Consider the following 13,967-nt stretch of genomic DNA (forward strand, 5'->3'; position numbering starts at 1 on the left):
TCGGGTGCGCATGGCACTGACCCTCCCCCCGGCACGCACCGCGTGTCAAGTGGGTGGGACGGGAGTCTCAGAATGTGAGCGGAGGGCACTGCCGCCTCCGAAGACGGCCGGGACACCCCCTGTGTACACCCTCTCCGGCTCCCTGGCACTGCCCGCGAACGCGGGTTCGGCCGGGGCGTGCGGCACCGGGTAGTGGCCGGATCCGAGCGCCCGGCGCAGCCGGTACTCGTCCAGCGGGCCGGCGAACGCCATGCCCTGCCCATGGGTGCACCCCATCGCCCGCAACGCGACCACCTGCTCGGGCAGGTCCACGCCCTCGGCGACCGACTGGAGCCCGAGATCGCCGGCGATCCGCAGCAGACCACTGGTGATCTTGTGCAGCCGCGCCGACTCGACCACGCCCTCGACCAGGCCGCGGTCGAGCTTGAGGATGTCCACGGGCAGCCTTCTGAGCGCCGTGATGGCCGCGTAGCCGCTGCCGAAGCCGTCCAGCGCGATCCGCACCCCGAGCCGGCTCAGCGCGGTCAGCCGCCGCTCCAGCTCGTCCAGGGGGACGCGGGGATCGGTCTCGGACAGCTCGATGACCAGAGCCCCGGGCGGCAGCCCGTGCCGGGTCAGCAGCCCCTCCACCGAGCCCAGCGGCATCGAGCGATCCAGCAGCCGCCGGGCGCTCGTCCGGACCGCCACGGGGACGACGGCCCCGGTCGCGGCCCGCTCGGCCGCCTGCTCCACGGCCTCCCGCAGGATCCAGCGGTCCAGCTCGGCGGTCTTGTCGCCGTCCTCGGTCACCCGCAGGAACTCGGCCGGTGTGAACAGCACCCCCTGCGAGGAGCGCCAGCGCGCCTGTGCGGAGACCGCCGTGATCCGGCCGTTCTGCAGGCACACCACGGGCTGGTGCAGCAGGGCGAACTCGCCGTCGTGCAGCGCGGCGCGCAGCCGTGTGGCCAGCTCCGCCTTGCGGACGACGTCCTGCTGCATCTGCGGCTTGTACAGCTCGACCCGGCCCTTCCCGGCCGACTTCGCGCGGTACATCGCCAGGTCGGCGTTGCGCAGCAGCTCGCCCGCGCCGAGGCCCGGTTCGGCGAAGGCGACGCCGATGGAGGCGTTGACCCTGACGTCGTTGCCGTCGATGGCGTACGGGTGGGAGAGGGTCACTCTGAGACGGTCGGCGAGCTCCAGGATGTTCCGCTCGCGGGCGGCCCGGTCCCGGGTGCCGTCCCCGACGATCAGGGCCGCGAACTCGTCGCCGCCCAGCCGGGAGGCGGTGTCCCCCTGCCGGACCGCGTCCTGGAGTCTGCGGGCGGCCTGGATCAGCAGTTCGTCGCCGGCCTGGTGCCCGATCGTGTCGTTGACGGCCTTGAAGCCGTCCAGGTCGATGAAGAGCACCGCCGTGCCCCGCAGCGCGGCGCCCCGGTCGGTGGCCCGGCGGCCGGACAGGGCCTGCTGCACACGCTTGGTGAACAGCGCCCGGTTGGGCAGGTCGGTCAGCGGGTCGTGCTCGGCGTTGTGCTGCAACTGGGCCTGCAACCGCACCCTCTCGGTCACGTCCCGGCTGTTGAAGATCAGTCCGCCGTGGTGCCGGTTGACGGTCGACTCGACGTTGAGCCAACCGCCGTCGCCGGAGCGGAACCGGCACTCGATGCGCGTGGTGGGCTCCTCCAGCGGGCTCGCGGCGAGGAACCGGCGCACCTCGTGCACCACGCAGCCGAGGTCCTCCGGGTGGATGAGCCCGGCCAGCTCGGTGCCCACCAGCTCCTCGGCGGACCTGCCGTACACCCCGGCGGCGGCCGGGGAGACGTACCGCAGGATGCCGTTGGGCGCGGCGATCATGATGACGTCGCTGGAGCCCTGCACCAGGGAGCGGAAGTGGTTCTCCTTCTGCGCCAGTTCCTGGGTGAGGGTGATGTTGTCCAGCAGCATGATGCCCTGCCGGATGACGAGCGCCAGCACCACGGCGCCCGCGGTGATCAGCACCACGTGGTCGGGCCTGCGGCCGTTGAGGACGTTGTACAGGATGCCCAGGGTGCACACCGCGGCGGCGAGGTACGGGGTGAGGGCGGCGAGCGAGCCGGTGAGCGGCCGGCCCGACGGGTACCGGGGGTGCTCGCCGCCCGGCGCGGACAGGGGCGGCTGCCGGCCCGTGCTCAGCCGTCCCGGCCGGTGCTCGTGGACCACGCGCGTGTGCCCGTCCGCCGGGCGTGCCTCCCGCGCGCGCCGGCGCCGGGGCGCGGCCCAGGGCGCGTAGGCGAGCAGCAGCGAGCCGGCGAACCAGCCCGCGTCCAGCAGTTGCCCGGAGCGGTAGCTGCTGTGCAGCAGCGGCGAGGTGAACAGGGCGTCGCACATCACGGTCAGCGCGAGCGCGCCGATCGCGGTGTTCACCGCCGTGCGGTTGCCCGGGGCGCGGCGGAAGTGCAGGGCGAGGACCATGCTGACGAGCGCGATGTCGAGCAGCGGATACGCCAGGGACAGCGCGGCGTGCGCCACGCTGGAGCCTTCGATCCGGGCCGCCTGGGCGAGGGCGAGGCTCCAGGAGAGGGTGAGCAGCGAGCCGCCGATCAGCCAGGCGTCCAGTCCCAGGCAGATCCAGCCCGCCCTCGTCACGGGCCGCTTGGCGAGGACCAGCAGGCCGACGATGGCGGGCGGTGCGAAGCAGAGGAAGAACAGGTCGGCGTAGCTGGGGCTGGGCACGGGCCGGTCCAGCACGACCTCGTACCAGCCCCAGATCGCGTTGCCCAGCGCGGCCATGAGCGAGGAGAGGGAGAACAGCAGCCAGGCCGAGCGGAAGCGCACGCGCCGGCTGCGGGCGTAGAGGAAGCAGGAGACGGCGGCGGTGCCCGCCGCCGCGCTCAGGCCGAAGTCGCCCATGACCAGCGCGACTTGGCTCGCGCCCCAGTCGAACGCGGCTCCGACGGCGTAGGCCGCGCAGATCAGGGCGAGGACGAGCTGCTCCATCAGCCGGGTGTTGCCGCCGATGCGCGGCCGGCGGGGCGGCGGTGCCTCGTGCGGGTGCGGTGCGCGCGCCGCTCCGTCGAGGGTGGTCGTCACGGACGGCGGGGCGCTCACCGGGGCCTCCCGGTGAGCGCCGCCCCCGTGTCCCGGCGGTCCCGGTGCGCGGGGTGCGCATGCCTGCGACGACCGCTGTGCCCGCGCTCGTTGTGGCTGTGGTGGCTGGTGTGGTGTCCGCGCCTGCGCCAGGGTCGCCGTCGGCGGCTCCGCCGCGTCGGATCGTTCGTCCATAGGCCGTGCATCGCCCGTCGCCCCCCTCACGAATCTGAAAAGTCCATCCCCGGCGCCGAGTGGTCAGTCGGCGCTGCCCCTGTCGGGACGATACACCAGTATCGTCACTCAGGGACATAGCCTCTCTACGCTCCGTGACGACCAGCGGGGATGCGGGTACGGGCCGCGTCCGAAAGGTTGCGGAGGGTGCCGGTAGCGGCCTAGCGCCCGTTTGCTCCCCTGGTTTCGGGTCCGGTCGTCAGGATCACGTTCCGCAGGGGCTGCCGGTTCACGAACCGGGTCAACTGGTCGGCGAGCAGCCTCCCGGCGCGGGGCAGGAAGGCCGAGGAGGGCCCGCCGACATGCGGGCTGATCAGCACTCCGGGCGCCTGCCACAAGGGGTGGCCGGGGGGCAGCGGTTCGGGGTCGGTGACGTCCAGGGCGGCGGTGATCCGGCCCCGCTCCAGCTCGGCGAGGAGCGCCTCGGTGTCCACCACGGGCCCGCGCGCGACGTTGACGAGCAGCGCGCCGTCCTTCATCCGGGCGAGGAAGCCGGCGTCGACGAGTCCCCTGGTCTCGTCCGTGAGCGGGGTGCAGAGGATCACGACATCCGCGTGTGGAAGCAGTGGAAGCACATCGGCGATCGGATGCACGGGACCGCGCGCGGTTGTGCGACCGGAGCGCGCAACGCGCGCCACCCGCGCGACCTCGAAGGGCACGAGCCGGTCCTCGATGGCGGCGCCGATGGCCCCGTACCCGACGATCAGCACGTTCTTGTCGGCGAGGGCGGGGTGGAAACCGCCCGTCCAGCGCTCCTGTTGCTGGGCGCGGACGAAGCCGGGGATGCCGCGCAGCGCGGCGAGGGTGAGGGTGAGCGCCAGCTCGGCCGTGCTCGTCTCGTGCACCCCGCGCGCGTTGCACAGCCGCACACCCGGCGGGATCACCGACAGCTGCCCGGTGATGTCGTCGACGCCGGCGGTGAGCGTCTGGATCAGCCGTACGTTCCTCAGGTGCTCCAGGGGGCCCACCCGGACCGACAGCCGCTTCATGTACGGCACCACGTAGACGGCGCACTGCGCCGGGTCGCCGGGATACGGCTGCGCGCCGTCCTCTCCCCCGTCCCAGAACAGGTAGCGGGGCCCCTCGGGCAGCCCCTCGATCTCCTCGGGCGGAATGGGAAGCCACACGTCTGCACTCATGCCAGGAGGCTATGTCAGGCACGTCCGCGCGCAGAGGTTAGGTTGGGGGCCGGGCTGAGGGAGGTTCACGAGCAGGTGGAGCGCAGGACGATCGGCGCGGGGGCGCTCGCGGTGGGGGCCGTCGGACTCGGATGCATGCCGATGAGCTGGGCGTACAGCGGATCGCGCCGGCGGGGTGAGGAGTCGGTCAGAGCGGTGCACCGCGCGCTGGACCTGGGCTGCGACCTCCTGGACACCGCGGACATGTACGGCCCGTTCACCAATGAGCTGCTGCTCGGCCGGGTGCTCAAGGAGCGGCGCCGGGACGCCTTCGTGTCGACGAAGGTGGGGCTGCTGGTGGGCGAGCAGCACATCGTGGCCAACGGCCGGCCCGGTTATGTGCGGCGTGCCTGCGACGCCTCGCTGCGGCGGCTCCAGACCGATGTGATCGACCTGTACCAGCTGCACCGCGCCGATCCCGAGATACCCGTCGAGGAGACCTGGGGCGCGATGGCGGACCTGGTGCGGGCCGGGAAGGTGCGGGCCCTCGGTCTGTGCGCGGTGGGCGCGCGCGGCGGGCGCCGCCCGGGGGCCGGGCTGTACGACACGACGCTGCGCCAGTTGCAGCGGGTGCAGCAGGTGTTCCCGGTGGCCGCGGTGCAGGCGGAGCTGTCGGTGTGGTCGCCGGAGGCGGTGCGGGAGCTGCTGCCGTGGTGCGAGGCGCGCGGGGTGGGCTTCCTGGCGGCGATGCCGCTGGGCAACGGCTTCCTGACCGGCACGCTGACGCCGGGCGAGGGCTTCGAGCCGGACGACGTGCGCGCCCGGCACCCCCGGTTCACCGCCGAGATGATGGCGGCCAACCAGCCGATCGTCGCGGGCCTGCGGCGCATAGCCCGCCGGCACGGCGAGGACATCACCCCGGCCCAGGTGGCCCTGGCCTGGGTGCTGGCGCAGGGCCCGCACGTGATCGCGCTGCCGGGCACCAAGCGGGAGCGCTGGGCGGCGCAGAACGCGGCGGCGGCCGGGCTGCGGCTGACCGCGCGGGATCTGGCGGAGGTGGCCGGGCTGCCGCCCGCCCAGGGATCGTGGGACTGATCCGGCCACCACGGGAGGTACGGGCCGCCCGCCACCCGGCGGACACGTGACCGAGGTTTTCGCGGCCGGCCGGTGGGGATCGGGAACCCGTGGGGGCATGGCCGGTGTCCGACAGGGAGAGCGTGCCGTCGGGCCCGCCTGTGGAGCGCCACCGGACCGCCGCGGCGAAGGGAACCGTGATCGTGCGACGTAGAGCTGTGCCTGCCGCGCTGGCCGTGGCCGCCCTCCTGGCGGTGGCCGGCTGCTCCTCCGACGGCGGTGGCGTCCCGGGCCCGTTCCCGGGCGCGACGACCTCCGGGGCCACCGCTTCCGGGCACGGCACCGCCTCGGCCGCGCCGCTCCCTCCGGCCAAGGGCTCGGTGGAGGTGCTGCGCACGGTGGCCGAGGGCCTGAAGACACCGTGGGGGCTGGCTCCGCTGCCCGGCGGCGGCCTGCTGGTCTCCTCCCGGAACGAGGGCACGATCAGCCGGATCGACGAGAAGACCGGCCGGACGACCGAGCTGGGCACGGTCTCCGGGGTCTCGCCGGCCGGCGAGGGCGGCCTGCTGGGCATCGCCCTCTCCCCCGACTTCGCCTCGGACCACATGATCGACGCCTACTTCACCTCGGCCTCGGACAACCGCGTCGTCCGCATGCTGTACGACGAGCGGAAGCCGGCCGGTGAGCAACTGGGCGCCCCGGACACGGTGTTCAAGGGCATCCCGAAGGGGTTCATCCACAACGGCGGCCGGATCGCGTTCGGTCCCGACCGCATGCTGTACGCGGGCACCGGCGAGAGCGGGGAGAAGGGCCTGGCGCAGGACCGGAAGTCGCTGGGCGGCAAGATCCTGCGGCTGACCCCGGACGGCGAACCGGCTCCGGGCAACCCGTTCCCCGACTCGCCCGTGTACTCGTACGGCCACCGCAACGTCCAGGGGCTGGCCTGGGACGACAGACAGCGGCTGTTCGCCTCGGAGTTCGGGCAGGACACCTGGGACGAGCTGAACGCGATCGAGCCCGGTGGCGATTACGGGTGGCCCCGGGCCGAGGGCAGGTCCTCGGAGGCCGGCTTCCACAACCCGGTGGCCCAGTGGCACACCGACGACGCCTCCCCCAGCGGCATCGCCTACGTGAACGGCGTGATCTGGATGGCGGGCCTGAAGGGCGCACGGCTGTGGCGCGTCCCGCTGAACGGGACGTCGGCCTCGGCCGCCCCGCAGGCGTTCCTCAAGGGCGCCTACGGCCGGCTGCGTACGGTCGTCCCGGCGGGCGGCGACAGACTCTGGCTGGTGACGAGCAACACGGACGGCCGGGGCACCCCGAAGAAGGGCGACGACCGGGTGCTGGAGCTGCGGGTGCGGTGAGCCGTGCGGCTACGCGTCCCCGGTGGGCGCTTCGGGCTCCGGCTCGGCCGGCGCCCTGTCCGGCAGGCGTATCACCGCCTTCCCGGAGGTCAGGTCTATGGGACCGCGGCCGGGGTCGTTGTCGCCCACGTCCTCGCGGGTCAGTTCCAGCCGGTTCTGCTCGTCCCGGGTGTGCTTACGGCCGGGTGCGAACAGTTCCTCGAAGGCGTTGAACACGGCTCCCCCTCACTGCCGGTTTCCTCCAGCGTAGGTCTCAGCCCGGTGTTTCGGCAGTGAGCGTCCCGGCCGCGAACAGCCCCAGCCGGTGGGCGACGGCCGCCGCCTCCCCCCGGCCGGAGACGCCGAGCTTGCCGAGGATGTTGGAGACGTGCACGCTCGCGGTCTTCGGGGAGATGAACAGCTCCGCCGCTATCTGGCGGTTGGTGCGGCCGGCCGCGACCAGGTGCAGGACGTCCCGCTCGCGGCTGGTGAGGCCGAGTGCCGTGGCCGGGTCGGCGGGGGCCTGGCGGGTCGCGCCGGTCAGGGTGAGGCGGGCGCGCTGGGCGAGCCGGGCCACGGCGTCGGCGAGGGGGCGCGCGCCGAGGTGGCCGGCGACCGCCCCGGCCAGCCGGAGCAGTTCCACCGCGCGCTCGCGCTCGTCGTCGCCGCCCTCGGCCAGCAGCGCCGCGGCGAGGCGGTGGCGGACCCGGGCGAGGTCGTAGGGCCGGTCCAGGCACTCGAAGGCGGTGACGACCGGGCACCAGGTGCCGGCGGTGTCCCGGCCCTCGGCGCGGAGCAGTTCGGCGCGGGTCCACTGGTCGTAGGCCTGCCAGAGCGGGACGCCGGTGGTGAGGGTCCGTGCGGCCTTCGACAGGCGGTCGAGGGTCTCGGCGCGGCCGGGCAGGGCGGCGGGCAGGGCACGGGCGTCGGCCTCGGCGGTGGCGGCGGCCAGCAGCAGCGGCCAGCCGTAGCGGTGGGTGCCGGGCGGGAAGCCGGCGTCCAGGACCGGGAGCAGTGCCGCGCGGGCGTCGGTGATCCGGCCCTCGGCGGCGGCGACCCCGAGGACGATGCCGGCCACGGGCAGGGACTGCTGGGGCATCGGGTCGTGGGTGCCGTACCAGGCGCGGGCGGCGGCGAGGTGCCGGCCGGCCCCGGCGTGGTCGCCGCGGGCGAGGGCGAGGTGGGCCCGCAGCAGGCCGCCCGCGCCGCGGGGCATGGCGCCGTGGCCGACCCGGGCGGCGTGCGCGGCGGCCTCGGCGGCCTCCTGCCACCGGCCGAGCGAGTACAGCGCCTCGGACAGGTTGCCCCACATCCAGGCCCCGGAGTCCAGCATCCCGTACGCGCGGCAGAACTCGATGCCCTCGCGCAGCAGGGGGACGGCCTCCCGGTCCCGGCCGACGCTCTGGAGCACGGACGGCAGGTTCACATAGGCGCGGGCCGCGACGTGGTGCATGCCCTCCGCGCGGGTGTCCCGCAGCACCTGCCGCATCTGAGCCAGACCGGCCTCCGGCTCGCCGGCCTCCGCGGTCAGCCCGCCCAGGGTGAGGCGGGCGTCCAGCTCGGTCTCCCGGGCGCCGACCATGCGGGCGTACTCCACGGCCCGCTCGGCGGCGGCCAGGGCCTCGGGGCCCGGCCGGCGCTGCATGGACCAGCTGGCGGCGACCGCCAGCACCTCCGCGTGCACCTCGGACGGCGGCAGTCCGCGCACCAGCTCCTGGGCGGCGGCCAGCTCCTGCCGGCCGTCACCGCGCGCCGTGGCCTGGATCAGCCGGGAGCGCTGCACCCAGAACCAGGCGGCGCGCAGCGGGTCCGGCTCCTCCTCCAGGAGGCGCAGGGCCCGCTTGGTGATCTTCAGGGCGCGTTCCCGCTCGCCGCCGAAGCGGCCCGCCACGGCCGCCTCGGCGAGCAGGTCGAGGTAGCGCAGCGGTGTGCCGGCCGGGTCGCAGCCGCACGGGGGGTAGACCTCGGCGTAGTCGACCGGGCGCAGGGCGGAGCGGACCTGCGCCGGGGCGCTGTCCCACAGCTCCATCGCCCGTTCCAGCAGCCGCAGCTGCTCGGTGTAGGCGTGCCGGCGGCGGGCGACGACGGCGGCGGACAGGACGGCGGGCAGGGCCTTCGCGGCGTCGTGGGCGTGGTACCAGTAGCTGGCCAGGCGCATCACGCGGGCGTCGGCCGGGACCAGGGCCGGGTCGGCCTCCAGGGCCTCGGCGTAGCGGCGGTTGAGCCGGGAGCGTTCGCCGGGCAGCAGGTCGTCGGCGACGGCCTCGCGGACCAGGGAGTGCCGGAAGCGGTAGCCGTCGCCGGTGCGGGCGGCGGTGAGGATGTTGGCGCCGACGGCGGCCCGCAGCGCCTCGATGAGGTCGTCCTCGGCGAGCCGGGCGACGGCGGCGATCAGCCGGTACTCCACCGTGGAGCCGCCCTCGGCGACGATCCGGGCGACCCGCTGGGCGGGCTCGGGCAGTGCTTCGACCCGGACCAGGAGCAGGTCGCGCAGGGAGTCGCTGAGGCCGGTGCAGTCGCCCGTCGTGGCGGCGACGGCCAGCTCCTCGATGAAGAAGGCGTTGCCGTCGGAGCGTGCGTAGATCTCGTCCACGTGTGCGGGATCGGGTTCGGCGGCGAGGATGCCCGCGATCTGGCGGCCGGCCTCCTCGCGGGTGAAGCGGGCGAGTTCGACGCGGCGGACGGTGCGCAGCCGGTCCAGTTCGGCGAGCAGCGGGCGCAGCGGGTGGCGGCGGTGGATGTCGTCGGAGCGGTAGGTGGCCAGGACGAGGAGGCGGCCGGCGCGCAGGGTGCGGAAGAGGTAGGCGAGGAGGTGACGGGTGGAGGCGTCGGCCCAGTGCAGGTCCTCCAGGACGAGGACGACGGTGTGCTCGGCGGCGATCCGCTCCAGCAGCCGGGCGGTGAGCTCGAACAGGCGGGCCGTGCCCTGTTCGTCGGGGCGGCCGGAGCCGGCTTCGCCGAGGTCGGGCAGCAGCCGGGCCAGTTCCTCCTCCTGGCCGGCCGCCGCCGCGGCGAACTCCTCGGGCAGGGTGTCGCGCAGGGCGCGCAGCGCCGCGGAGAAGGGGGCGAACGGCAGTCCGTCCGCGCCGATCTCCACACAGCCGCCGACGGCGACGACGGCGTCGTGCCGGGCGGCGGCGGTGGCGAACTCCTCCACGAGGCGGGTCTTGCCCACGCCGGCCTCGCCGCCGAGCAGCAGCGCCTGCGGCTCGGCCCGGGCGGCACGGGCGAGCGCGTCGTTCAGCGTGTCCAGCTCGTCGGCGCGGCCGACGAACACGGGACTGACGGACCTGTTCTCCACGGGCCCGAGCATCGCACGGGGCCGGAACGGCCCGGCACCGGTTTTCCACACCCCCTGTGTGATGGTCGTACCGGTGGCCGGCGCTGCCGTGCCGGCGGGCGGCAGGGTCACGCGGTGCGTGGCAGCCGGTGCCGGCGGGGGCGGTCGGTATGCGACTCGGCGGCCGGGGCACCGTCGCCGGCGGCGTCGGCGCGGCGGGCGGCGCGGCGGGACCGCAGGACCTCGCGGGCCAGGCGGTCCTCCTGGGCCGTGCGACGCAGTTCGGCGGAGCGCAGGCGGTGCAGTTCGAGGGCGTACATGGCGGGTCCTTCCGGGAGGGACGGTGTCGTGTGCCGCTTTCCGCGACGCCTCCACCCTCGTTTCCCGGAGGGGTCCGCCACATCGGGAGAGTGCCGCATCTTCGCGGCGGCGGGCGGGCCGCACGCACGCGTAAGGGGCCTTAGGGCGGCGGTGAGTCGCTCACACGCGCCCTAAGGCCCCCCTGGGCTGCGGGCCCCGGCGCGCTCTCAGCCGGTCGAGGGCAGGCCGAGCAGGGCGTCGGAGTACTTCAGGACGGCGAGCAGCAGTCCGATGACGCCGAGCGAGACGCCCGCCCAGGCGACCGACTTGATCCACGCGGGCTGCGGGCGTCCGGGCGTGCCGAACGCGGGCCGGGCCAGCACGACCACGCCGGTGATCAGCGCGGCGAGCGCGAACAGGCCGGCCCACAGGGCGGTGGTGTGCCAGGCGTCGCCGTAGACCTCCTTGATCTGCCGGGCGACGCTCGCGGTGGAGGACGTCTGCAACTGGCCGACGAGCTGTTCGCGCGCGGACGCGACGGTGCCGATCCAGCCGCCGCTGAGCGAGACCAGGCCCAGCGCCGCGGAGACGACGGCGCCGGCGCCCTGGCCGACCCCGGAGGGCGCCTTGCCGCCGGCGGCTTCCGTCGCATCGCCCGCCTCGCCGCCGTCGGCTTCCGCGGCCTCCTCGGAGGCCGGCTCCTCGAGGGCCTCGTTCTCGGCGGCCTGCTGCGCCGCGGGAGCGGCGGCCGTCGTCGTCTCGTCGTCCTTGCGCGCCCCGGTGCCGGCCTCAGTGCCGCCCGTGGCGCCTTCCGCTGTGTTCGTTGCCATGCCTGGCACCGTACGGACGCTCTCTGAGAGGTCCCTTAATGATCGTCGTGCGCGGTACGCGCGCGTGCCGCACGCCACTCGGGCGCGAGCACCGACCAGATCTCGGTGCTGGTGCGCACGCCCCGGTGCCGGTAGTTCTCGCGGAGCACGCCCTCACGCGTCATGCCGAGCCGCCGGGCCACGTTGATGCTCGGCTCGTTGGCCGAGGACACCTGCCACTCCACCCGGTGCATGCCGCGCTCCTCGAAGGCCCAGTCGAGCAGCACCCGCATCCCGCGCGTGACCAGCCCCCGCCCGGCCGCGGCCGGCTCCAGCCAGCAGCCGGCCTCGCAGACCCCGGCCGGGGTGTCCCAGACGCGGAACAGCAGGCCGCCGACGAGGGTGCCGTCCAGCCAGATGCCGTGCAGGCCGCCGGCGTCGGCGGCGCGCTTGTCGGCGTACGCCTTCAGCCAGCCCCGGGCCCCGTCGAGGTCGGACACCACGTCCGCCAGACCGACGTGCCGGCCGATGAACTCCCGGCCCCGGTCGATGGTGGCGAGCAGTTCCTCCGCGTGCCAGACCTCCAGGGGCCGCAGTTCGGCGGCGTCACCGAGCGGTATCGCGTACATCGTGCCGTTGTTCCTTCCGTAGTGCGTGCACCGGGCGCCGGCCGGGCCCGCCCTCATGCATCTGCTCGGTGCCGTCGACTGGTGGCTGCCCGGCCGGCTGGACAAGGGCCTCAGTCGAACTGGTCGCCGAGCGCCATGACCATCGTCCCGGCGATGAGCAGCCACAGGGCCCTGCGGGTACGGCCCTGGGAGCCGAGGAGGGCCGCGAGCGCGCAGACGGCGGCACCGAGGGCGTAGGCCGCCGGCACGCGGGCGGGTGCGGACCCGGTGAGCCGCAGCAGGGAGGCGGCGAGCCCCGCGAGACCGAGGAGCGCTCCGGTGCCGGCCGCGGTCCACCGGGCCCGCCGCGCGTCCTCGACGTACCCCTCCGACTCCTCGGTTATCGGGGGCTCGATGTCGGAATCGGTGCGTCCACTCATGGCGGGCGAGCGTACCGTCCCCGGCCGGGAGGCCCTGGTGCGGGGCGGTACCGGGGGCGCGGGGCACGCGAACGGCCCGTACGAAGCCCGGCGGACGCATCGGAGCGGGGCCCCCGCCGCCGGGGCCGCCCGGGCGGTGGGGGCCCCGCACCTGGCGGTACGGCCCCGGAGGGCGTCCCTCCGGGGCCGTGCACCGCCTGCCGTCAGCCCTCGCTGACGCCCAGCTTCTCCAGGATCAGCTCCTTGACGCGGGCCGCGTCGGCCTGGCCGCGGGTGGCCTTCATGACCGCGCCGACCAGGGCGCCCGCCGCGGCCACCTTGCCGCTGCGGATCTTGTCCGCGATGGCCGGGTTGCCGGCGATGGCCTCGTCGACGGCCGTGCCGAGCGCGGAGTCGTCGGAGACGACCTTCAGACCGCGCTTGTCGACGACCTCGTCCGGGGTGCCCTCGCCCGCGAGGACGCCCTCGATGACCTGGCGGGCCAGCTTGTCGTTCAGGTCGCCCTTCGCGACCAGCTCGGTGACCCGGGCCACCTGCTGCGGCGTGATCGCCAGCTCCTCCAGCGCCTTGCCGGACTCGTTGGCGCTGCGCGCCAGTTCGCCCATCCACCACTTGCGGGCGGAGGCCGCGTCGGCACCGGCGTCGATGGTGGCGACGATCGGGTCCAGCGCGCCGGCGTTGAGGATCGCCTGCATGTCGGTGGCGGAGATGCCCCACTCGGCCAGCAGCCGGGTGCGGCGGGCCAGCGGCAGCTCGGGCAGGGCCCCGCGGATCTCCTCGACCCACTCGCGCGAGGGGGCGACCGGCACCAGGTCGGGCTCCGGGAAGTACCGGTAGTCCTCGGCCTCCTCCTTCACGCGGCCCGAGGTCGTGGAGCCGGTGTCCTCGTGGAAGTGGCGGGTCTCCTGGACGATCGTGCCGCCGCCGGAGAGGACGGCCGCGTGCCGCTGGATCTCGAAGCGGGCCGCGCGCTCCACCGAGCGCAGGGAGTTGACGTTCTTCGTCTCCGAGCGCGTGCCGAACTTGTCGGCGCCCTTGGGCATCAGCGACAGGTTCACGTCGCAGCGCATCTGGCCCATCTCCATGCGGGCCTCGGACACGCCGAGCGCACGGATCAGCTCGCGCAGCTCGCGGACGTACGCCTTCGCCACCTCGGGGGCGCGCTCGCCGGCGCCCACGATCGGCTTGGTGACGATCTCGATCAGCGGGATGCCGGCGCGGTTGTAGTCCAGCAGGGAGTGGGACGCGCCGTGGATGCGGCCGGTGGCGCCGCCGACGTGCGTCGACTTGCCGGTGTCCTCCTCCATGTGGGCGCGCTCGATTTCCACGCGGAAGACCTCGCCGTCCTCCAGCTGTACGTCGAGGTAGCCGTTGAAGGCGATCGGCTCGTCGTACTGGGAGGTCTGGAAGTTCTTCGGCATGTCCGGATAGAAGTAGTTCTTCCGGGCGAAGCGGCACCACTCGGCGATCTCGCAGTTCAGCGCGAGACCGATCTTGATCGCGGACTCGACGCCGGTCGCGTTGACGACCGGGAGCGCGCCGGGCAGGCCGAGGCAGACCGGGCAGGTCTGGCTGTTCGGGTCGGCGCCGAGCGCCGTCGAGCAGCCGCAGAACATCTTCGTCTTGGTGCCGAGTTCGACATGGACCTCAAGGCCCATGACGGGGTCGTACGACGCCAGCGCGTCCTCGTACGACACCAGGTCGGTCGTGGTGGTCACG

11 protein-coding genes are annotated in these 13,967 nt (G+C 74.3%); 2 read left to right on the forward strand and 9 right to left on the reverse strand.

All coding sequences use genetic code 11. The features are described from left to right. Window positions 1-45 precede the first annotated feature (45 nt). Together ACZ5DC_RS30615 and ACZ5DC_RS30620 are read right to left on the reverse strand one after the other, a co-directional pair. Window positions 46-3,063, reverse strand: coding sequence for a putative bifunctional diguanylate cyclase/phosphodiesterase (locus tag ACZ5DC_RS30615; protein WP_468658024.1), 3,018 nt, complete (start codon window positions 3,061-3,063; stop codon window positions 46-48). 374 nt (window positions 3,064-3,437) lie between these two features. After that, window positions 3,438-4,415 carry a 2-hydroxyacid dehydrogenase gene (locus ACZ5DC_RS30620; RefSeq protein ID WP_468658026.1) on the reverse strand — a complete coding sequence of 326 codons (978 nt, stop codon included), beginning with the start codon at window positions 4,413-4,415 and terminating at the stop codon, window positions 3,438-3,440. Window positions 4,416-4,490: 75 nt separating this feature from the next. Between ACZ5DC_RS30620 and ACZ5DC_RS30625 the strand changes: the two genes are divergently transcribed. Further along, window positions 4,491-5,489, forward strand: a complete 999-nt coding sequence (locus tag ACZ5DC_RS30625; protein ID WP_468658028.1) for an aldo/keto reductase — start codon at window positions 4,491-4,493, stop codon at window positions 5,487-5,489. 197 nt (window positions 5,490-5,686) lie between these two features. After that, on the forward strand, window positions 5,687-6,832 hold the full coding sequence (locus ACZ5DC_RS30630) for a PQQ-dependent sugar dehydrogenase (protein WP_468658150.1): 1,146 nt from the start codon (window positions 5,687-5,689) through the stop codon (window positions 6,830-6,832). Between the two features lie 9 nt (window positions 6,833-6,841). Here the strand turns inward: ACZ5DC_RS30630 and ACZ5DC_RS30635 are convergent, their stop codons facing one another. The 7 genes from ACZ5DC_RS30635 to gatB all read right to left on the reverse strand — a co-directional run bounded on the left by ACZ5DC_RS30635 (window position 6,842) and on the right by gatB (window position 13,966). Then, complete coding sequence (locus ACZ5DC_RS30635) at window positions 6,842-7,048, reverse strand: DUF6191 domain-containing protein (RefSeq protein ID WP_366753838.1); 207 nt, start codon at window positions 7,046-7,048, stop codon at window positions 6,842-6,844. A 37-nt stretch (window positions 7,049-7,085) separates the two neighbouring features. Next, window positions 7,086-10,124: a helix-turn-helix transcriptional regulator gene (locus ACZ5DC_RS30640; RefSeq protein ID WP_468658152.1), complete on the reverse strand. Its 3,039-nt coding sequence runs from the start codon at window positions 10,122-10,124 to the stop codon at window positions 7,086-7,088. A 95-nt stretch (window positions 10,125-10,219) separates the two neighbouring features. Next, window positions 10,220-10,411, reverse strand: coding sequence for a hypothetical protein (locus tag ACZ5DC_RS30645; protein ID WP_468658030.1), 192 nt, complete (start codon window positions 10,409-10,411; stop codon window positions 10,220-10,222). A 207-nt stretch (window positions 10,412-10,618) separates the two neighbouring features. After that, on the reverse strand, window positions 10,619-11,221 hold the full coding sequence (locus ACZ5DC_RS30650; protein ID WP_468658032.1) for a hypothetical protein: 603 nt from the start codon (window positions 11,219-11,221) through the stop codon (window positions 10,619-10,621). A gap of 35 nt (window positions 11,222-11,256) precedes the next feature. Further along, a complete protein-coding gene (locus tag ACZ5DC_RS30655) occupies window positions 11,257-11,829 on the reverse strand; it encodes a GNAT family N-acetyltransferase (protein WP_468658034.1) in 573 nt (190 codons plus the stop codon). A gap of 110 nt (window positions 11,830-11,939) precedes the next feature. Next, on the reverse strand, window positions 11,940-12,248 hold the full coding sequence (locus tag ACZ5DC_RS30660) for a hypothetical protein (RefSeq protein WP_468658036.1): 309 nt from the start codon (window positions 12,246-12,248) through the stop codon (window positions 11,940-11,942). 203 nt (window positions 12,249-12,451) lie between these two features. Beyond that, window positions 12,452-13,966 (reverse strand): Asp-tRNA(Asn)/Glu-tRNA(Gln) amidotransferase subunit GatB, encoded by a 1,515-nt coding sequence (gene gatB / locus ACZ5DC_RS30665; protein ID WP_468658038.1) that lies wholly within the window; start codon window positions 13,964-13,966, stop codon window positions 12,452-12,454. Between the last annotated feature and the right edge of the window lies 1 nt (window position 13,967).

It is taken from the genome of Streptomyces sp. NPDC031445, from assembly GCF_055581365.1.